The following is a 19,834-nucleotide window of genomic DNA, read 5'->3' on the forward strand; positions in this document are numbered from 1 at the left end:
CGGGTTCGATCAGCGCGGTAACGACGCGCCGTAGCCTTGAAGATCGGGGGCTACCTAGGCATGTCGCCGACGGACGCGGCGGGCATGTCTCGGGTTTGTGACGACTCCACGCCGGTCTTGTCACCAGCGGCGAGCAGATCGAGGGCCGATAGCAGCGCGTCGCCTTCGACGGGGCCGTGCAGCAGGATCACCTTGTCGGTCTCGCGGTCGCGCAGTTGCAGTATCGGCGTGGCGGTGATGCCGTTCTTTTCCGCTTCCGCAGCTTGGGCGCGGACCACCGCGTCGGGCCGGTCGCTGGCGAGACAGTGCTGCACAGCAGGCGTGAGGTCGGGATAGCGCAGTCCTTCGGGCAGGCCCTGCCCGTCGCCGCGCGTGTGAGCGTAGACCCAATCCACGGCCTGCCAGAACGCGGCGGCGCCCCTGGCCTCACCGATGCACTCGACCAGGCGTGCTTCGGCGGAGGCCGCCGGCTCGTGCATGGCCAGCGGCAGGTGATGCCATTGCCAGTTCACCTCGGGATGCTCGTCGATCCAGCGCTTGAGCACAGGGAAGTACGTCCGGCAGAACGGGCATTCCAGATCCGCGTACTCGACCACCGTGAAACGTGCGTCGGGCCGACCATGGCGCCAGGGCGGCCCGGAAGGCGTCGCTGGTGTTGAAGGCGTCGCTGGTGTTGAAGGCGTCGCTGGTGGTGAAGGCGTCGATGGTGGCGTCTCTGCGTGGCTCGGGGGGCGAGCTTCAACTTGTGCCGCGGCATGTGGGCGCAGGAACGTCCAAGCGACAGAGCCCAGAAGCAAGGCGACCATCAGCAACGCGAGCAGAACGAAACGGCGGGATCGAACGAATCCGGGCAGGTGCATCGTCGCCTCCCCGTCACGCCAACGCATCGAGCGCCAGCGGCTCGATGCCGCGGGCACGGTCGATCTTCTCGGCGACCTTGAAGGCCGCATCCAGCTCACCGATGCCGTATTGCTGGATCAACTGGAAGCGCTCGGCCTTCTCTTCCGGCTCGGTCTGGGCCAGCGCCAGGTATAGGCTGGGCGGCACCGCGCGGAACAGCACTTCCATCGACTTGGACAGGATCACGCCCTCGCTGAACTTGCCGGCCTCCTTGCGCGCCGACAGCATCAGCGCTTTCTGCGCCGGGCTCAGCTCGCGGAAGCGCGCGATCTTTTCCACCTCATCCGGCGGCATGGAGAGGCAGATCCACCACTCGATCATGTTGAGCATCGGTTCGGCCGCCTTCGGCAGATCGTCGATGTTCTGGGTCGCCAGCCAGTACCAGGCGCCGAGCTTGCGCCACATCTTGGTGATCTTGACCACGTAGGGAGCGAGCAGCGGGTTCTTGGTGATGATGTGGCCCTCGTCGGTGACGTTGATGATGGGCCGCCCGAGAAACTGATCGCGCTCGGCGATGTTGTTCACCGTGTTGATGAGGCTGATGTAGGCGATCGAGAGCTGGGCGTTGTAGCCCTCGCGGGCGAAGGTCGCCAGATCGACGATGGTGATGTCGGCCTCGGGCCAGGGCGTTCCGGGGCGGTCGAACATCTCGCCGTCGACGCCTTGGCAGAACATGTCCATGGCGTCGGCCATCTCCAGCAACCGGGTGCGCCGTGCCTCCGGTAGCGTCGCATCGCGGGCGCGTTCGCGCAGCGCATCGCGCACGTCGCGCGTGAGCACCGTGCGTTTCTCCGCCACGCAGCGCTGAGCCGCGTCGAGGATGCACTGGCGGATCAGGCTGCGGTCGGCGCGCGTCATGCGGGCCTCTTCCTTGTCCTCGCCGCCGGTGATCATCAGCCGCGCGGTGATCTCCAGTTCGCCCAGCACATCGCGCTGCTCGTCGGCATCGGCGACCTGCGCTGCTTCCTCGCGGTCCTCGTCCAGGGCGTCGGCGTCGAGGGTCTGCACCTGGCTGGGCGTCTCCACCAGGCGGTGTGCATCGGCGAACGGAGCGAGACTGACCCCTGCGCCGGGTGCGAGCTTCACGCGATGCACCGTCAGCCCCAGCCGCGCCGCGAAGTCGCCAAACAGGCCGAACGAGTTGCCCGCCTCGACGATGAAAAGGCGCGGCCGGTAGATCGCCGTGACCTGGTTCAGGATATTGTTGAGGGTCGCGCTCTTGCCTGAACCCGTCGGGCCGAACAGGAACAGGTGCGCGTTCATCTGCCGGTCGAGGCGATTCAAGGGATCGAAGGTGATCGGACCGCCGCCGCGGTTGAAGAAGGTGATACCCGGATGCCCCGTCCCCTGGCTGCGGCCCCAGACCGGCGCGAGGTTCGCGGCGTGTTGCGCGAACATGAGCTGGGTGTACCACTGGCGCTTGTCGAGGGCCGGGTCGAACACACAGGGCAGCCAGCGCAGGTAGCTGTTGAGCGGCGCCACCTCGTCTTCCTCGCGCACCGGCTGCAGGCCGGCATTGAGCATGACGTTGACCAGTTGCAAGCCGCGGGCGTCGAGCTGCGCCAGATCGCGACCGCGCAGGTAAAATGCCAGCGCGCCGCGATAGAGCTTGTGCGCACTGCCGATCAGGCTGCGCGCCTGCTGGACGTCCTGGCGGGTCTGCTCCGAAGCGAGGGTCTCGCCGACCGACTTCCTGCTCAGGTGGTTCAGGTACGCTTCCAGCACGTCCTGAGGCGTGGCCACGAGCGTCAGGCACATCACCGTGTCTTCCGGCATCTGGTCGAACAGCGCATTGACCGCATCGCCACCCTTGCGGGTCTCCCCGGTGAGGTGTCCCGTCGGCGGTGGCATGCGCAGGCGGTCCATGACGATGACCCGGTGCGGCAGGCCGTCGAGGAACCAGACGCCATTCTCCACATCCGAGCGCGGCTGTCCGAAGAACAGGCGCTGGGCGAAATCTCCGCTGGCCAGCTCGATTTCACCCTCCTCATGCTCCGTTGGATAGCGGGTCAGCGCGTAGAAGCGTTCCCGGTCCTCGACGTTCGGGCCGAGACAAGTCGGATGGGGGTTGAACCAGCGCAGCAGCCAGTCTTGGATGTCGGCGGCGTCCATGCGACGTGCCTTCACACCCGCGTTCGCGAGGCCGCCCACGAGCCGGTCGCAGATCGTCGTCAGCGCCTGCTCGGGCGACTGGCCGCGGCCGGACGACGCAGACATGGGCGTGCGCCGATAGACCACCATGCGCACCCGCCGGATCTGGCCGCGCCATGGCAGGCGCGTCACCGTGGTGTCTTCGAACAGGCCACCGGGCTTGGTGATCGCGCGCAGGTGGTGGGCGAAGAAGCGCAGGTAAAACTCGCTGAAAGCGCTGCCTTGGGCGCGCGGCCGCACGTAGCTGGCCAGCCCGCGCAGATAACCGTCCCAGTTCGCCTCGTCCTGGGCATAGAGCTGGACCACCCAGGGGTTCTCGTCGAGTTCGTCGAAGGAGTCCTGCAGCGCGTTCTCCAGCGCGTCTCGCGCCTGCCACAGCCAGGCCAGCTCGCGGCCTTCGGTGCCGACCGGAGCCAGCTCGAAGAAAGCCGCCACCGACAGGCCATCCTCGAGCAGCATGCTCTTCGAGCCGGGCAGGTACTCGGCCCAGGGCAACAGATCGGCGAAGGACGGAGCCACGTCGTAGAGCGCCTGGGCGTCCGCCTCGGTGGCCGGCTTGCGGCGGCGGACGGCCAGCGCACTGCCGGGCTCGCTGATGCCATGCTCGGTCAGCATCGACACGTGCCGCGTCCAGGCGTCGTCGGCTGGCGTTTCAGCCTGACGTGCCCGCAGGAAGGGAACGGTCCAGGCCATCAGTAGTCCTCCAGACGCTCGCCCGGCATGGCGTACTGCACCCGTTGGTAGAGCGGAAACACCGTGGTGTAGCCGGGTACCGGCACGGGGTCGCTGCCGGCCAGGTGCGGGAAGACGTACATCACCAGGTCCGGGTTCGGCAGCCGGTGGAACTGGCGGTGGATTTCGTTGGCCGCCGTGCGGGTGTAGGCCGCGTTGTTCGCGGGGACGGCCTGCACGTCGGCCTCGGTCAGCGGCCGGCGCAGGCCCTGGCGCGCATCGAGCAGTTGCCGGGCCGGCTGGCCCCCGCCCGCGCTGCCGCCGGTCTCCTGGTTCCAGACATCTAGCATGGTGTGATCGCCATGCGGCAGCACCTTGTCCTTGCTGGTGGCACAGCCGCCCAGCGCCGTGGCCACGAGCATGGCCACGACCGTATCAGTCCAGTTCCGACGCATGGGCTTCTCCGATGCGGTGATTGACCCGGCGCCCCTTGGCGTCGTAGTCGATGTTGAGGGGTTGCTCCAGGTGGACGGCGACCTTCGCGCCTGGCTGCACGTAGATGGCGGCGAAGGCCTGGCCGTAGAGCTTGTTGACCCAATCGGCCATGTCGCGCACGCCACCGGCCAGGATGCGGCCCATGGCCTCGTTGCCCGAGATGCCGACCGTGCCGAGCGAGCCGTTGCTGTTGGAGACGACGGCCACGCTGCCGTTGTCGGACTTGATGAGCGAAGCGGCGCCCGCACCTGCCGCGGTGATCAGCGCCTGCGAGCCGAGGTACTGCTGGGCGTTGCTGCGCCGCTCGCCGGAGACGCATGGGATGCCGTAGGGATCGCTGATCCAGCCCAGGCCGCCCTGGGTGGCGCTGCCGCCCGCGCTGCTGTTGCCGCCCTGGCTGCGCGCGCCGTTCTCCGGCACGGTGCGGATCGTCCCGTCCTGGAACACGAAGGTCACGCTGCGGATCTGGCCGCGCACGCACGAGAGCGTCCAGTCGCCCGAAGCCGTGCCGCTGACGACGGCGCCAGCCACGTCGGGAATGTCGATGCCGTTGGCGGTCAGATTGTCTGGGCCGATCAACACCTTGAACGGGTATGGGTCGTTCACCGTGCCGTCGATCGGCACGCGCCCGATCAGCGCCGTCATGGCAATCGACCCCATCAGCGTCGAGTTCGACGGCACCGTGTAGACAGGCCTGGTGGAGGCGCCCACGGTGCGGCTGCCGGCGTCGGCGATAGTATCCGCAGCACTGGACAGGGTTTTCTGGGCCGGCCCGAAACTCGTCGGGAAGCTCGGCGTGCTGCCGGCGCCGCTGTTCTTGGCCTGGGGCTTGGCGTCGTCGGGTTCGAGCCAACGCGTGCCACTGCCGCTCCCATGAATCCCGCTACCCTGGCCGCCGACGAAATTCTTGCCGTCACCCTCCTCCAGGCCAAGCCCGACGGGTAGATCGGGTTGGCCGCCCTTGCCGGAGAGGCCGTCGAGGCGCCGCTGAAGTTCCTGCAGCAGATTCTGAGTCTGCTGGCGGTCGCCAGCTGCTTGATCGCGGTCCTGCTGCAGGCGGCCACGCTCGCCGTCCAGCGCAGTCTGGATGCGCTGGTCGATCGCGCTCTCGCGTGCGCGCAGGCGCTCATTTTCGGCCTTCTGGTTCTTGTTGTCGTTGAGGGAGGTCTGCAGTTCGTTGCGCAACTGCTTGACCTGGGCCACCAGCGTGGCGACGGTATCGCGCGGCGTGTCGCCCTCGATGCCCAGGGCCTTCATCTCTTCCGGCGTGAGCTGGCTGGCGGTGCCGGGCGGCGCGGACTTGGTGCCGCGCTCGTTTGATGCGAGCTTGACGCCGACGAACACCAGCAGCAGCACCATCGGGATCAGCAGCCACTTGAGCAGCGGATTACTCTTCATCGCGCGCCCCTCCTTCGGGCTGGCCGGCAGCGGCTTCCGGCGGCAGGTTCACCATCGCGTCGATGGGTGCCACTGCCGGCAGTAGCGACTCGGCCAGGCCATGGCCGCGCGTGACGAGGAAGACCACGGTGGTGTCGGTCGAGCGGCCGGCGGGCCCCAGGGTCGTGTGCTGGAAGGTCGCCGCGAGGAAATCGCCCTGCAGGGCGCGCGGATCGAGGTCCAGCCTGCGTGCGGAGGTGTTGGTGAGCTTCACGGCCGTCACCCACTGGTCTTCAAGCCGCCACGCGGCCAGCGCCCGTGCGCGCACCGGGAGCGTAGGCAGCAAAGTGTCCAGCGGCAGATCGCGGCGTAGGTTGACGCGGTCGATACCGGGCACGGGCTCGACCGCCCGCAGGGGGGCATAGAGGTTCTGCGCCGCATGGCGCGTCAGTACCACGGGCACCGGGGTCGCGCGTCGCGTGGCTGCGCTGGCCGTGTCGCGGGGTTCCTCCTCATTTGCGGTGGCACTGGCCTGGCCGGTGCCACGCGACGGCAATCCATCGCCTTCGACGATGCGCACGGGCTCCAGCGGTGTTTGGCCGGCTTTGGCCGGCTCGGCCGCGACGTCGAGCAGGATCAGCGCGCCGGACTCCACGTCCTGCAGTTGCAGCCGCGAAGGCGGGATCGGTTCGCTCGCGCGCAGGTAGATCGCGCCGCCCGCGCTCTGCACACGCAGGTGCGCACCGACGCTTTCCGGCACGCCGATGCGCACGTTGCGGTCGATGAAGATCACGCGTTCCTGTCCGACCACGAGGGGCACGGCCAGGGGTAGACGCTCCCAACGCAGGACCTCCACGGCCTCACCGGTTGAGACGAGCCCCATGCTGAGCAGGAGGCCGGCCAGGGCCGGCAGGACAAGGCGCTTCATGGGGCTCCTCCTTGCAGTTTGGTGGCGACTGCCGGTTGGCTGGCCGACGCCGGTGCCGGCAACGGTTCAATACGCTGCGGCGCGCTCGCGTAGCAATCCAGGGCGAGACCGAAGGGGTTGCGCTCCGGGTCGACGTCCATGCGCACGACCTTCAGCGCATAGCGCACCAGCGCACGCTTGACCTGCTCGGAACCCAGGTACTCGTCGGCACTTACGTCCAGCGTGACGATCCAGTCGTTCGCCGATGCGGCCCGGACGCGCGAAGTGGGATCGTCCCCGTAGCCCCGGCCGGGAATCTCGTAGATGCCGCGCACGCGCTGACGCAGCTCGCCGTTGCCACGCCGGAATTCGTAGTCCTGCTGCAGGAAGGACCGGCAACTCGGCGTGAGGTAGGCGGACAGCGCCTTGAGGTTGCGCGGGTAGTCCTCCTCGCCGTTGGTCGGCCAGCGTTGGGCCTGCTGCCAGATGTAGAAGGTAAAGGCGTAGACGCTCTCCGGAGGGACGTCCCACCACTTGCGGGTACTGCCCGAACGCAGGTCCGGGGGCACGTGGATGGTCAGGCTCTTCGGTGCGCTCCACCAGCCGAAACCGAGCAGCAAGGCCACAACGAAGAGCGCGGTGGCGCCGAAGCGCAAGGTCTTGACGTGCGCCTGCAGGTGCGTGACTTCGTTCTTGAACCGGCTCATGCCGCACCTCGATGGATGGACGTGAAAGAGTGCTGACGCCGCGTGGTCCACCAGCCCGAGCGGGTGATCTGGGACTGCCCGCCCATATGGGCCGCCAGCGCGGGATAGCGCAGCGCGAGCCACCACTGGAGCTGACGGTACAGCCAGGTGTCGGGCCGGCCGCGCTTCTGCCGGCGCATGAAGCCGCCGCCCGCGAAGACGCCGATCCCGACGCCGACGACGATCAACGTGGGCAACATGGCGATGCTGCGGGTCAGCCAGGCCAGCGGCACCCCGACCAGGAAACCTGCCGCGGCCGACAAACCGGCGCAGACCCACAGCTCGTCGGCGGTCAACCCGCGCACGACCACCGGATGGCGGTTCAGGCGATGCGGCAAGAAGGTCACGAGCCCATCGCGCGGTGTCTCCCGCGGACTCTCCGGGTAGCCGGCCATCGGTGCCGGCCCTTACAGCACGCCGGTGGCCTTGGTCAGCAGCCAGATGCCGACGACCAGCAGGATGGCGCCCACCGCCACTGTGAGGCCGAACTGGCCCCAGGTGGCGCGGCCGGTGTGGATCTCCGAATAGCGTGTATAGGCGTGGTAGCAGACCCCGACGAACATCGAGGCGACCACGAGCAGCGCAATCAGCAGCACGATGTCGTAGCCGTAGTTCTGCAGCGTCTGCATGATGCCGCTGCCCGCGCCGCGCGATGGGTCCTCCATGGTCGGCAGGCCCGCCGCGACTGAAGCCAGCGGCGTGGCCGCGAAGACCGGCGGAACGAGCACGGCGGCAATGCGCCCGGTGCGATGAGAAGTCGAGGAAGGATTCATAGCGATTCAACCTTTCGTGGGGGTCAGGACAGGAGGAAGAAGCTCAGCACCAGGTACATTGCGACGAAGCGCACGACCACGCCGAGGAACTGGCGCTGGGTCAGTCGGTTCTCGGCCCAACCGACATAGGCGGTACGCATCGCCCACACGCCCCACAGCAAAAGGACGGCGAAGACGAAGCCGAGGACGACGGTGGAGACGGTCGCGGGCGTGAAACCGCCGTTGGCCTGGAAGGCGGCGACCTGATCGGCGGAGGGCGTCATGGCGCTTGCTCCGCATTCGCGGTTTCGCGGCGGTAGTCGCCGACCAGCGGGACCGGATCGCGCGGTTGAGCGCGCTGCGGCGTCAGGTAGTCGTTGATGCCGGCGCGGATGCGCTCGACGTCCTGGTGCAGGCGGGCGTAGTCGAAGTGATAACGGGCGCGCTCATCCCGAGCGAGGCTCGCGCCGTACTGGGCCGTCCGCTCGAGCATGTCGAGCTGGCGGACCAGGGCCGCCAGCTGTGCGCGCTCCGGGGCGGTATCGCCCGCTGCTGCGGGCGTCGCACTGCCCAGCGCAAGGGCCAGCGTCAGGGCCAGGGCCGGCGCGCGGCGGCAGTCGTTCGTCGGATTGCTAGGGAATGTCATCACGCCGTTTCGCAGTCGTCTGGATGGCGGAATGCTGCGGCGGCCGACGGAGACCTGCTGCAAACAATCGGAACGGGCGCTATGCCGGATTTGCCCGGCTGCAAACCACCGGGGCGACGACGATGCGGAATCGCTCGGGCTATTACTACTAAAAAGTGCGTTGGTTACCGTACATTCTATTCGGCCGCGTAGCGGGTGCTCGGATGCCTGAAGAATGCGCGAACGATATCGGGGGTTTTCTGCAGCGAGCGCATGAAGCGCAGCGCAAGTTTCTTCATCTGCTCGGGCCCCTTGATGATGCTGCGGCCGAGCTTGTGGCTTTTCAGATGCGCCCAGACGTGCTCGTCGGGATTCAGATCGGGCGCGTAGGCCGGCAACCGAAACAGGCGCAGCCGTCCGTCGAGTCCTTCGACGAACTTCCGGACTTTGGCGCTGCGATGCACCGGATGACCATCGACCACCAAGAAGATTGGCCGCGTTGTGCCCTGCATCAGTCGCTTCAGAAACTCGATGAAGACGTCCGCGGTGACGTTCCCCTCAGTACACATGAACCGCAACTGCCCCTTCGGGCTGATGGCGGAGATCAGATTGAGCTTGAAGCGGGCACCGGTCGTCTTCACCACCGGCGTGACCCCCACCGGCGCCCAGGTCGTGCCGGTGTGGTAGTCCGAGCGCACCGCGGCCTCGTCGCCGAAGAAGATCTCCGCCCCGGCCGACTTGGCTTCGGCGCGAATGCGCGGAAATTCGTGTTTGATCCAGTCGGTCACCAGCGCCGGATCGCGCTGATAGGCGCGCATCAGCGGACGTTGCGGCGAAAGCCCCTGCTTGCGCAGCAGGCGCCCAACGCTGATCTCCGACATCGCCACCTTGAACTGGCTGCGGATCAACTCCCGAACCATCGCCCGTGTCCACAGCGCAAACTCGAACTTGAACTGCTGCGGGTTCGACAGCGTGATCGTCCGGTACAGCCAATCAAGCGCCTTGCCGTCGAGTTTGGGCTTCGCGCCCGGCACCGGCTTGGCACGCAGCGCATCAACCCCGCCCTCGCGGTACAGCGCCAGTCACTCGTAGATGCGCGGGCGCGAAAACCCGAGCGCCTTGACCACGACTTCGGGCGACTCGCCCGCTTCAACACGCTGCACCGCCCGAATCCGAATCTCTTCGAGCGTGGCATGCGACAGGGAGCGACCGTCTCTCTTTTCCATGCGCAATTATCGCACGCCGGCATTACTCAATGTACGCTAACCAACACACTTCTTAGTAAGAACTTATCCGCAAATACCTTGCGAAAATTTTGTCATTCACCGACCATGACGTCCTGATCGATGAGAGGTCGAAATTGGCGCGACGTTTGGCAAACTGTAAGCGTCCGGTCTGCTCGGGCGGGCGCTTACGGCAAGCTGGAAGGTATCGGACGAGTTCTGGGCTCGCGTGGAACCGTTGATTCCGACACGTGTACGCACTGGCGTGGATCGTGCAGCGCTTTCGCCACCGCAGCCGACAGGCCGATGCGCTGGTCCACCTGTCGCAGCAGCATCAGGCCTCCGTCCGAACTGAGCGCTCCGCCCTCGAAGTTGGCTTCAATCCGGCGCCGACCCAGGCGCCCAAAGCTCAGTTCATTCGCGGTACACTTCGGCATCGGCGGAACTCCTCTACATACGGCTTCGACACCTGTATTAGAGCGCCTTCCGGCGGTTCCGCCGATACCTCCGATGAAATATCCGGGCTAGGGGGCCGGGAGAAGGTGTGTTCACCGGGTGCTTACGGTAATTTTGGATGCGCGTCGACAATAGCCCCGAAAGTGGCCCCGCGCGGTCAGCGAACGGGCTGACGCACCCACACAAGATAGCTACCGAAGCCAGCGAGCCCCCCCAAGGCCATCACCAGCGCCATCGGCACCACGGTATCGCCCAAGGAGTGGCCGACGAAGATGCCGGCCAGCGCCGCCAGCCCCATCTGCGAGAAGCCCATCAGCGAGGCCGCCGATCCGGTCATGTACGGATAGTTCGCCAGCCCGATCGCCGCCGCGTTAGGCATCGTGAGACCGATCGCGGCGGCAGAGAACCACATCGGCACGATCACCGCCATCGGGCGATGCACGCCCGAGAGCGCCAGCGCCAGCATCGCGACCCCGGCCACCGCGCTCAGCGCCGAGCCCCAGCGCAACAAGCGCTCCGACCCCAGCCGCCGAGACAGCCGGCCCGAGGTCGTCGAGCCGCACATGTAACCCGACACCATCACGCCGAACGCGAGGCCCATCTCCTGCGGCGAAAAACCGAACATGTTGATGAACACAAAGGGGGACGCCGAGATGAAGGCGAACAGCCCCGAATAGGCAAGCCCGTTGCACAGCAGCACGCCGCGGTAACGCCCGTCGCGCAACAGGGTCAGGAAATTGTGCGCCATGCGGGCAGGGTTCGTCGCCGCAGGATCGCGGTGATTGTTCGTCTCGGGGAGCACGAACCACAGCCCCAGCGCAAGCAGCGCCGAATAGCCGGTGAGGAACACGAAGGTCGCGCGCCAGCCTGACCATACCGTCAACCAACCGCCGACTACGGGACCCAACAACGGCGCCAATGCCATCGCGGTACCGATGTAGGAAAGCATGCGGGCGGCGTCGTGCGGGCCGTACACGTCACGCACCACCACCCGTCCGAGCACCGGCCCCGCGCAGGCTCCGAGCGCCTGCAGGAAGCGCGCCGCGATCAGCGTTTCGATCGAATTCGCGAGCGTACATGCGACCGAGGCCAGCACGTAAAGACCGACGCCGAAGAGCAGCACCGGCCGACGCCCGAAGCGGTCCGACAGCGGGCCGTAGGCGAGCTGGCCGGCGGCAAACCCGAACAGGAACACCGACAGCGTGAGCTGAGTGTTCGCAACATCGGCACCCAGGGCCTCGCCGATCGCCGGCAGCGCCGGCAGGTAGAAGCCCATCGACAAGGGCCCGAGGGCGACCAGCGCGGTGATCAGGATGGCAAGCGGCAGGCTGGCGGTCATCGGTAGATAAACGAATATGGGGCGCCTCGAAAAACCTCGGCCCGCCCGCCCTTCGTAAAATTACATCGTCCTGAAACCTGCCGCAGCCCTGTCCGATGAAATCGCGAAGCGCCATCAAGACTGACCTGTTCGCTGACGAACACCACCGCAAGAAGAACGACTCGCTGGGCGATCCGCTGGCCGAGATCAAGTCGTACATCGACTTCGCAGCGCTCGCGGCTGAGATTGATCGCGTCGCGCCGCGCCCGATCAGCGCGCAGGGCGGGCGTCCGCCGTACCCGATCGAGACGATGGTGCGTATCCTCGTGTTGAAGCGCCTGTACAACCTGTCCGTTGAGCAGATGGAGTACCATTAGCTCGACCGCATGCCCGCCGACTGAAAGCCGGCGAATCGGCGCCAGAAGGACACCGCCGCCACGTGGACCAAGAAGCACGACAAGAGCCACTTCGGCTACAAGCTCTCGATCAACGTCGACAAGAAGTACAAGATCATCCGCGAGATCGAGACCGCCAGCACGCACGACAGCCAGCACTTTGACAACGTCTTCGACACGAGCAACACGAGCCGCGCTGTCTATGCCGACCAGGGCTACCCGTCGGAGGGACGTGACCCCTGGCTGAAAGATAACGGCTTCCGAAACCAGATCCAGACGAAGGGCAAGCGCAACAAGACGTTGTCCGAATGCCAGCAGCGGCGCAACAAACGCATCGCCAAGACGCGTGCACGGGTCGAGCATGTGTTCGGAGCGCTCGAACAGATGAGCGGCAAACTGCTGCGCACCATCGGCCAGGCGCAAGCAAATTTTGCGATGACGATGATGGCGGCCTGCTACAACTTGAAGCGGCTGGTCTATTTCCTGGAGGCCGGAATCGAGGCTTTCAGACGCCCTAAATGAGCCGAATTGCCGATGCCCGATGCGATTCGAGGCAAAAGCAGGGCGACACCGCCGGTAAACGAGTTGATTTGCCAGAGAAATTTCACCGAATTCGGTCGCAATCATGGTTACACGGCGGGATTCATTGAAAACCTCGGGTTACTCGAGCCCCCTACTCAAAGCGCGGCGAGCGTTTTTCGAGGAATGCCGCGACAGCCTCCTCATGCTCGGAAGTCTTGTGCGCTAGTGCTTGGTAGGTTGCTGAAAGCTCCAATAGGGACTCCAAGCGCACGTACTGCCCCTCCCGCAGAAGTCGTTTCGTCATACGTAGTGCAGGGCCAGGATTGCAAACAATACGCTGGGCCAACTTGTTAGCCACATCCAGCAACTCCTCACCAGGCACTACACGAGACACCAGACCGCACTCGAGAGCCTCTTGCGCGGAAATTGGATCGCCCGTAAAGGACATTTCCGCCGCCCGCGATTGACCTACTACACGCGGCAGTAACCAAGCCCCCCCATCGCCCGGAACAATCCCGAGCTTCACAAAGGACTCCGCGAAATATGCTGACGTAGCGGCGATCCGGATATCGCACATGCATGCTAGGTCGCATCCTGCGCCGATCGCCCCTCCATTTACTGCCGCAATCACGGGCACCTCAAGATTGTAGAGTGCCAGCGGGAGCCGCTGAATTCCCCGCCGATATTCGTCGCTGATCGTGATCGGATCCACTTTCTCCTTCGAATAGCGCTGCATGTCCTTCAAATTTCCGCCCGCGCAAAACATCGTTCCCGCACCAGTAAGGATGACGGCACGAACCGTCGGATCACGGGCGATTCGGGAACATGCATCGACGAAGTCTTCGACGGCGGAATTGCCTGTCAGCACATTCCGGAGTTCGGGCTGATTCATGGTCATCGTGATCACGGGCCCGTTCTTATCGACCAGCAGGAAACTACCCATTATTCGTCTCTCAATATCAAATTGGATTGGACAGATCAACCGGCAAGGCTCCGACGTACGAAATCCAGAGTTCGTGACGCACCGGTGGCAAGGAGTTCGCGCCCGACGACCTTTGACCAATATACCTCCGTGCCATACGCGAGGCGCCACTCGTGCATCCGGCGTGTGAAAAGTTGCAAATCATATTCCTCTGTAAACCCCATTGCGCCGTGGACGGAATGCGCAATTGACGACACTGTGCCGACCACCTCGCTGGTACGTTGCTTTGCCACAGCGGCAGCCATCAATTTTGGACTTATCCCGTCGGCACTGAAACCGATCTGGGCCGACATTCGGGCCGCAAAAACCTGCTCTGCCATGACACTGATCTGCTGCTGGATGATTTGAAGCTTTGCGATCGGCCTGCCGAATTGCACTCGATCATTGGCATACCCTATCGTCATTTGCAGAATCCGCGCCATGGATCCGGCGAGCATTGCAGAGATCAGACACGCTCCATATGCCCGCCAGTTGGATCCAGGAAGTTCGTTGCCAGAAATCGGCTGTTTCGCCCATCGCATTCGGGCATTGACGCTCCCGCACCCCCCGGCAATGTGCCTTTGGGCACCGGTCGCAGGCAATAGCTGCGCCCGATCGCCGAAATCCACCAAGACCCAGTCAGCCACTTCACCAAACGGCACGTAATTCGATATGATTGTTCCGTCCGGAGTCACCGCGACGTCTCCAGCAATCGTTATAGACCCCTCTGGAAGCTCGGCGTTGGTCTCGGACATGATTCCTCGGACCAATATGGTCTGTATTAACGGTAGCGGCAAGGCATGGCGACCAGCAACAAAGGCGATCGGATAGACATCGGACAGACTCAATCCTGCCCCCCCCATCGCTTCAGCCACCAAGGCGTCGGTAAAGCCGGACTCCTGTAATGCCCCCCAAAGTGCGGCACGTTCCTTCGTGCCGCCCTCTCCCCTCTCGATACGGCGCACATGATTCGGCGTACAGCAATGAGCGAGCAGTTGCTCTATCGCGTCGGATATGATTTCTTGCATGACCGCTGTCCTCTACCGAAGTCCGAGCCCACGGGCGATCATTCCACGCAGGATTTCCCGCGTGCCGCCTCGCAGAGAGAATGAAGGAGAAATTTGTGTCACGTATGCCAGGGTTTTCAACAAGACGGATGGCACCGGACGATCCGGATCGCCCCCCAGGCTGTCAGCAATCAGCAGCGGCATCTGCTGCTCGAATTCCGTTCCCAAGTCCTTGACTAGCGCGGCCTCAATCACCGGACTCTCACCCCGCGCTAGTTTTTCCGTGACCGAAATGGCCATCGCACGCAGCACGCATAGTTGGCTCGCCATGCGCCCGAGTAACGCGACACGCCCATCATCGACACGCGTATCACGACAGAGGAAAGCAAGCCACTCGTCAAAGAGAACCAGCGTGGAATAAATGCGCTCGGGCCCACTGCGTTCGAACGCAAGTTCCGCCGTCACTTGCTCCCAACCGGACCCCTCTGCACCGATCAGCGCATCGTGACCTAGCATCACGTCGTCGAAAAAGACTTCACAGAAATGAGCATCCCCCGTGATATCGTGAATCGGCCGCACAGTCACGCCCTGCAAAGAGAGATCAACGATCATCTGGGACAAGCCCTTGTTCCGATCCGCCGGTTCCCCCGATGTGCGCACAAGTGCAATCATGTAGTGGGAACGGTAAGCGTTTGTCGTCCAGATCTTGCGTCCGTTCAGCTTCCAGCCGCTATCCGTCCTCACCGCCCGAGTTGTCACGCTGGCGAGATCCGAACCCGAGTTAGGCTCACTCATACCGATGCAAAAAAAAGCTTCCGCGCGGCAGATCCTAGGCAGATAGTATTTCTTCTGCGCTTCGGACCCATATTTATGGATCAAGGGGCCGCTCTGGCGGTCGGCAATCCAGTGAGCGGTGACGGGAGCCCCTGCAGAGAGCAGCTCCTCCACGACGACAAAGCGCGCGAACGAACTTCGTCCGCCGCCGCCGTATTCCTTCGGCAGAGTCAAACCGAGCCACCCTTTCGCGGCAAGCCGGCGACTAAAGTCGGCGTCGTAGCCCATCCAGGACCGGGCACGGACATCGGCGGGCACCCCTTCGAGGGCTTCGTCAAGAAATGCACGCACCGAGACTCGCAGACCCTCGTCCTCGGCGGGGATGGATGTAAGCTCAAGCGACTCGATCATGAATTCTCCATCGTTCTATTGAATGTCTCGCCGCGCCGTAGCGCGGCTCGGAAATCCGGATGTGCCACGGCACTGAGCTCTAGTGCCCGCTGCGCAGGCGATTTATTTCGCAGTCGAGCAACCCCATACTCGGTCACCACGTAATCAATGTCTTGCGCACCGATTGTCGTGGGGACTCCCCGACCGAACGTAGTGACAATGTTGCTGACCGCCCCCCCTTTGGTTGCTGCACGGAGTGCGATGATGCTCATACCGCCCTTCGCTGCTGATGCGCCCCTTGCAAAGTCGGGCAATCCTCCGGGCGTTGAGATCACGCGACCACCGATCTGCTCAGCGTTGGCACTGCCATTTATATCGACCTGCAAAACGCTGTTGATCGCAACGAGCCCATCAATGGCCGCGAGGACATCAAGTGCGTGTGTAAACGAGCAGGGATGAAATTCGACCAACGGGTTATGGTCGAGAAAACCATAGAAGGATCGGGTACCTGCAGCCATCGTTGTGACCGTCTTACCCGGCAACACCTTCTTCGTCGCGTTAGTCACGACACCGCGCTCGATCAGCGGCCGAACGCCATCGGTGATGATGCCGCTATGGATCCCCAAATCGTATAGGTGGCTCAGTTCGGTGAACACCAGATCCGGCAAGGCTCCGATGCCAGCCTGCAACACGGCTCCAGACGAGATGAGACCTGCTATATTTCCTGCGATTGTCCGGTCAACATCGTCAGTTTCGTCCGTGTCGGCAGCGCGCACGACCTGTGGGCCGCGATTTGCATTAACGACGAAATCGACCTCCTCGGGCAGCAACGCCGTGTCTCCGCAGGTAAATGGCATCTGCGGGTTCACTTCCGCAACGACGATTGGATCCTGAGCAAGGACCGCCCGCATATAGTCGACCGACACCCCGAGAGACATTCTCCCATTTTCGTCGGGCGTAGAGACCTGTAGTAGCAGGAGATCGGCCCTGATCTCACCGCTGATGAAAAGGGTCGGAATTTCGGACAGCGTGCAGCGCCGAAAAGAAGCGCGGCCTGAATTGATCGGCTCACGCAATCCCTTTCCCGGAAACAGCGCCTGGATCGAAAGATGCTTGGCTGCCTCTATGCCAGCATAGGGCGCTTCGCCCATCGGCATGAGCCCATACACGGTCGCCCCACGGAACACCTCGGCTGCCTCACTCAGTTGCTGAGTCAAGCGCGGAGGCTCGGCACACGCGGAGTGGAGCACTATGCGTGGCGCATCTGGCAAAGCCGAACGTAGGTCTTGGAGGTGCGACAGTTGGAGTCTCTTGCCGCGCGGAGTAGTCATTACTTCTTGTCTCCCTCTTACGTTCAGAATCCTTTGCCAGACTTCTTACCCCAACCGCCCCGCGTACATCTCCTTGCCGATCGGTTGGGCTTGGCCGAAGTAAGACCGGTTTCGTTGCATTCATTCGCGCCAAGTAGGAAACATCAATTTCTTCTGAATCCCAATGGCATATTTGACACCCTAGTCCCCTGACCACGTCGAGATCGACATCGTCGGCCGATGCATGCGCCTCCTTCTCTCAGAGACTCGAGGCCTCGCGGATCAGATCACGAAATATGCGATTCACGATGAAACCGGATATTTCCTTGCTCAGGATCACCCGGTACTTTCCCGAGCGCAATGCAGAACTTCACTAAGCGTTTAACTGCATCAGAAATCGCCGAATGAAAGACAACTCCATCAATTCGATAACCGATGCCGGGGCTTGAGAAACGCAAATTAATTTATCCCGGCAGACGGACCATTGTTGTTTCCTCGCTCTTTATCCCGTTAGGGCACGTGCAATGACCAATCGCTGCATGTCTCCAGTGCCCTCGTATATCTGACAAACTCGAACATCCCGGTAGATCCGCTCGAGTGGAAAATCAGCCAGGTAGCCGTATCCTCCCAAGGTCTGGATCGCATCCGAGCAGACCCGCTCAGCCGTTTCGCTCGCGAGCACCTTCGCCATCGATGCTTCTTTGACGCAGGGTAATCCGGCGTCACGCATGGCCGCGACGTGTAGCACCAACTGCTCAGCCGCTTCGAGCCGCGTGGCCATATCGGCGAGGCGGAATGCAACTGCCTGATGCTCGATGAGGAGTTTGCCGAATTGCCGGCGTTCCTTGGCATAACCCAAGGCGTGCTCAAACGCCGCACGCCCCATACCCACCGACTGGGCCGCGATGCCAAGACGCCCGCCGTCAAGGTGGGAGAACGCAACTCGCAGCCCTTCGCCTTCTCTGCCCAAGAGGCTATCGGCCGAAACCCACATGTCATCGAATGTGAGGGAGCATGTATCGGACGAGCGCTGGCCCATCTTTTCCTCAACGCGGGTCACGGTCCACCCCGGGGTATTGGTGGGCACAACGAAGGCAGAAATTCCCTTCTTGCCGGCGGTTGGGTCGGTAACAGCGAAGACAATGCCCACGCTCGCATTCCGCCCCGAGGTGATGAATTGCTTGGTACCCGAGATGACATACCCCGAACGGCCATCCTTGCGCGCTAGCGTCTTCATGGAGGCCGGGTCGGATCCTGCTTCTGGCTCCGTCAGGCAGAAACAGCCAATCATCTCCCCACGCGCCATAGGACGAAGGAAGCGGTTCTTCTGCTCGTCCGTACCATAGGTGAGCACCGGCAGGCAGCATACCGATGTGTGTTCGCCCATGATGGTCGAAATCGGACCGTCGCCGGCAGCAATTTCCATGATTGCCGCCACATAAGAGACATAATCGGTTTCCGCACCGTCCCACTCCCGTGGCACCACCATGCCCATGAAGCCCAATGTTCCTAACTCGGCGAGTTCCTCAGCAGGAAAACGGCAATTACGGTCGCGCATAGCCGCAGTGGGCGCCAAGCGGTCGCGCGCTATTTTTCGAGCTGTTTCACGGATGAACGATTGCTCCTCGTTGAGAATCATTTCAACACCTCCACCGTTGCGCCAGTCGGTTCGCCCCGGATACATAGCGAAGTCACCGCTCGCCAAAATTCATATTGTCCAAGGGCCACGGGGGTCTCGCAATCATCGGTCTCATATACTGTCAGGATCGCCCTCTACCTTCGTCTAGCTTGAACTCGTCAGACGATCGTCCATGTGTCGCCGCCGTGTAGCAGATCCGCGAGCCGCCCGCGCCCCTTCGCTTCGCGCGTAGCTTCATGCAGATGCGCGTTCAGCTCGTCGCAAGTCGGTTGACGCACTGCGCGGAACACGCCGAGCGGCACAGGCAGCTCCGGGGACTCGAACTGCGACAGGAAGAATGCGAGCCCGCTGTGCATCGCATGCTCGTCATGGACGACGAGCTCCGCCTCGCTCACCGCGCCGTCGCCGAGCTTGATAACCTCCGGAGCCATGCCGGCGAGCCTGATACCCTGATCGCGATTTTTCCCGAACACGAGCGGCTTACCGTGCTCGAGCATGAGCCGTGCGTCGTCGCGCGTGGCCTTCTCGGTCAGCGCATTGTGCGCGCCGTCGTTGAACACGATGCAGTTCTGCAGCACCTCGACGAACGCGGTGCCCTTGTGCACGGCGGCGCGCGCAAGCACCGACGCGAGATGCGGCTGATCGCTGTCGACGGTGCGTGCGACGAACGTCGCGCCCGCGCCGAGCGCGAGCGACACTGGGGAGAACGGCCGGTCGATGCTGCCGAGCGGCGTGCTCTTCGTCCTCTTGCCGAACTCGGACGTCGGCGAGTATTGTCCCTTTGTCAGCCCGTAAATGCGGTTATTGAGAAGAATCACCTTCAGGTCGACGTTGCGGCGCATCGCGTGAATGAAGTGATTCCCGCCGATCGCGAGCGCGTCCCCGTCACCGGTGACGACCCATACCGACAGCTCGGGCCGGGTGAGCTTCAGGCCGCTCGCGATCGCTGGTGCGCGGCCGTGGATGCTGTGTATCCCGTAGGTTTCCATGTAGTAGGGGAAGCGGCTCGAGCAACCGATACCGGAGATGAACGCGAAGTTCTCGCGCGGGATGCCGAGCGTCGGCAGCAGCTTCTGGACCTGCGCGAGGATCGAGTAGTCGCCACAGCCAGGGCACCAGCGCACGTCCTGGTTCGATTCGAAGTCTTTTTTCGTCAGTGCGACAGGTACGGACAGGTCATTCATGATGTTTTCCTGTAAGGGGAGCATGGGGAC

At 63.5% G+C, this 19,834-nt stretch carries 20 protein-coding genes and 1 pseudogene; 1 reads left to right on the plus strand and 20 read right to left on the minus strand.

The window, feature by feature from the left end; genetic code table 11:
- Positions 1 to 50 precede the first annotated feature (50 nt).
- From AzCIB_RS22230 to AzCIB_RS22290, 14 genes are all read right to left on the minus strand, one after another.
- On the minus strand, positions 51 to 860 hold the full coding sequence (locus AzCIB_RS22230) for a DsbA family protein (RefSeq protein ID WP_050418511.1): 810 nt from the start codon (positions 858 to 860) through the stop codon (positions 51 to 53).
- 13 nt (positions 861 to 873) lie between these two features.
- Complete coding sequence (locus AzCIB_RS22235; protein WP_050417897.1) at positions 874 to 3,744, minus strand: conjugative transfer ATPase; 2,871 nt, start codon at positions 3,742 to 3,744, stop codon at positions 874 to 876.
- The gene (locus tag AzCIB_RS22240) at positions 3,744 to 4,178 is read right to left on the minus strand and encodes a TIGR03751 family conjugal transfer lipoprotein (protein ID WP_050417898.1); all 435 of its coding nucleotides are present in this window, start codon (positions 4,176 to 4,178) and stop codon (positions 3,744 to 3,746) included. The genes AzCIB_RS22235 and AzCIB_RS22240 overlap by 1 nt, the downstream gene beginning before the upstream one ends.
- Entirely contained in the window at positions 4,159 to 5,616 is a 1,458-nt protein-coding gene (locus AzCIB_RS22245; RefSeq protein ID WP_050417899.1) for a TIGR03752 family integrating conjugative element protein, read from the minus strand. Before AzCIB_RS22245 ends, AzCIB_RS22240 begins: the two co-directional genes overlap by 20 nt.
- Positions 5,606 to 6,523, minus strand: coding sequence for a TIGR03749 family integrating conjugative element protein (locus tag AzCIB_RS22250; protein WP_050417900.1), 918 nt, complete (start codon positions 6,521 to 6,523; stop codon positions 5,606 to 5,608). Before AzCIB_RS22250 ends, AzCIB_RS22245 begins: the two co-directional genes overlap by 11 nt.
- The gene (locus tag AzCIB_RS22255) at positions 6,520 to 7,209 is read right to left on the minus strand and encodes a PFL_4703 family integrating conjugative element protein (protein WP_050417901.1); all 690 of its coding nucleotides are present in this window, start codon (positions 7,207 to 7,209) and stop codon (positions 6,520 to 6,522) included. The genes AzCIB_RS22250 and AzCIB_RS22255 overlap by 4 nt, the downstream gene beginning before the upstream one ends.
- Positions 7,206 to 7,643, minus strand: coding sequence for a TIGR03750 family conjugal transfer protein (locus AzCIB_RS22260; RefSeq protein ID WP_050417902.1), 438 nt, complete (start codon positions 7,641 to 7,643; stop codon positions 7,206 to 7,208). Before AzCIB_RS22260 ends, AzCIB_RS22255 begins: the two co-directional genes overlap by 4 nt.
- Before the next feature lie 12 nt (positions 7,644 to 7,655).
- Positions 7,656 to 8,021, minus strand: a complete 366-nt coding sequence (locus AzCIB_RS22265) for a TIGR03745 family integrating conjugative element membrane protein (RefSeq protein ID WP_050417903.1) — start codon at positions 8,019 to 8,021, stop codon at positions 7,656 to 7,658.
- 23 nt (positions 8,022 to 8,044) lie between these two features.
- Positions 8,045 to 8,284: a TIGR03758 family integrating conjugative element protein gene (locus tag AzCIB_RS22270; protein ID WP_050417904.1), complete on the minus strand. Its 240-nt coding sequence runs from the start codon at positions 8,282 to 8,284 to the stop codon at positions 8,045 to 8,047.
- On the minus strand, positions 8,281 to 8,646 hold the full coding sequence (locus AzCIB_RS22275; protein WP_050417905.1) for an integrative conjugative element protein, RAQPRD family: 366 nt from the start codon (positions 8,644 to 8,646) through the stop codon (positions 8,281 to 8,283). The genes AzCIB_RS22270 and AzCIB_RS22275 overlap by 4 nt, the downstream gene beginning before the upstream one ends.
- Positions 8,647 to 8,822: 176 nt before the next feature.
- Positions 8,823 to 9,707, minus strand: a complete 885-nt coding sequence (locus tag AzCIB_RS22280) for an IS630 family transposase (protein ID WP_198149730.1) — start codon at positions 9,705 to 9,707, stop codon at positions 8,823 to 8,825.
- On the minus strand, positions 9,708 to 9,851 hold the full coding sequence (locus tag AzCIB_RS24500; RefSeq protein WP_198149584.1) for a hypothetical protein: 144 nt from the start codon (positions 9,849 to 9,851) through the stop codon (positions 9,708 to 9,710).
- 185 nt (positions 9,852 to 10,036) lie between these two features.
- Positions 10,037 to 10,285, minus strand: a complete 249-nt coding sequence (locus tag AzCIB_RS24940; RefSeq protein WP_050417906.1) for a transposase — start codon at positions 10,283 to 10,285, stop codon at positions 10,037 to 10,039.
- Between the two features lie 176 nt (positions 10,286 to 10,461).
- Positions 10,462 to 11,643, minus strand: coding sequence for a multidrug effflux MFS transporter (locus AzCIB_RS22290; RefSeq protein ID WP_050417907.1), 1,182 nt, complete (start codon positions 11,641 to 11,643; stop codon positions 10,462 to 10,464).
- A 95-nt stretch (positions 11,644 to 11,738) separates the two neighbouring features.
- Here AzCIB_RS22290 and AzCIB_RS22295 point away from each other — a divergent pair.
- Positions 11,739 to 12,539: pseudogene (locus AzCIB_RS22295) on the plus strand (IS5 family transposase).
- A 151-nt stretch (positions 12,540 to 12,690) separates the two neighbouring features.
- Here AzCIB_RS22295 and AzCIB_RS22300 read toward each other — a convergent pair.
- The 6 genes from AzCIB_RS22300 to AzCIB_RS22325 form a co-directional block, all read right to left on the minus strand.
- On the minus strand, positions 12,691 to 13,482 hold the full coding sequence (locus AzCIB_RS22300; RefSeq protein WP_050417908.1) for a crotonase/enoyl-CoA hydratase family protein: 792 nt from the start codon (positions 13,480 to 13,482) through the stop codon (positions 12,691 to 12,693).
- Positions 13,483 to 13,517: 35 nt separating this feature from the next.
- The gene (locus tag AzCIB_RS22305; RefSeq protein WP_050417909.1) at positions 13,518 to 14,528 is read right to left on the minus strand and encodes an acyl-CoA dehydrogenase family protein; all 1,011 of its coding nucleotides are present in this window, start codon (positions 14,526 to 14,528) and stop codon (positions 13,518 to 13,520) included.
- 12 nt (positions 14,529 to 14,540) lie between these two features.
- Entirely contained in the window at positions 14,541 to 15,692 is a 1,152-nt protein-coding gene (locus tag AzCIB_RS22310; RefSeq protein ID WP_050417910.1) for an acyl-CoA dehydrogenase family protein, read from the minus strand.
- Complete coding sequence (locus tag AzCIB_RS22315; protein WP_083447104.1) at positions 15,689 to 17,002, minus strand: acetyl-CoA hydrolase/transferase family protein; 1,314 nt, start codon at positions 17,000 to 17,002, stop codon at positions 15,689 to 15,691. Before AzCIB_RS22315 ends, AzCIB_RS22310 begins: the two co-directional genes overlap by 4 nt.
- A gap of 481 nt (positions 17,003 to 17,483) precedes the next feature.
- Positions 17,484 to 18,620 (minus strand): acyl-CoA dehydrogenase family protein, encoded by a 1,137-nt coding sequence (locus AzCIB_RS22320; protein ID WP_050417912.1) that lies wholly within the window; start codon positions 18,618 to 18,620, stop codon positions 17,484 to 17,486.
- Positions 18,621 to 18,778: 158 nt separating this feature from the next.
- Positions 18,779 to 19,804 carry a 2-oxoacid:ferredoxin oxidoreductase subunit beta gene (locus AzCIB_RS22325; RefSeq protein WP_050417913.1) on the minus strand — a complete coding sequence of 342 codons (1,026 nt, stop codon included), beginning with the start codon at positions 19,802 to 19,804 and terminating at the stop codon, positions 18,779 to 18,781.
- Positions 19,805 to 19,834 lie beyond the last annotated feature (30 nt).

Origin of the sequence: Azoarcus sp. CIB (assembly GCF_001190925.1) — a bacterium.
Classification (GTDB): Bacteria; Pseudomonadota; Gammaproteobacteria; order Burkholderiales; family Rhodocyclaceae; genus Aromatoleum.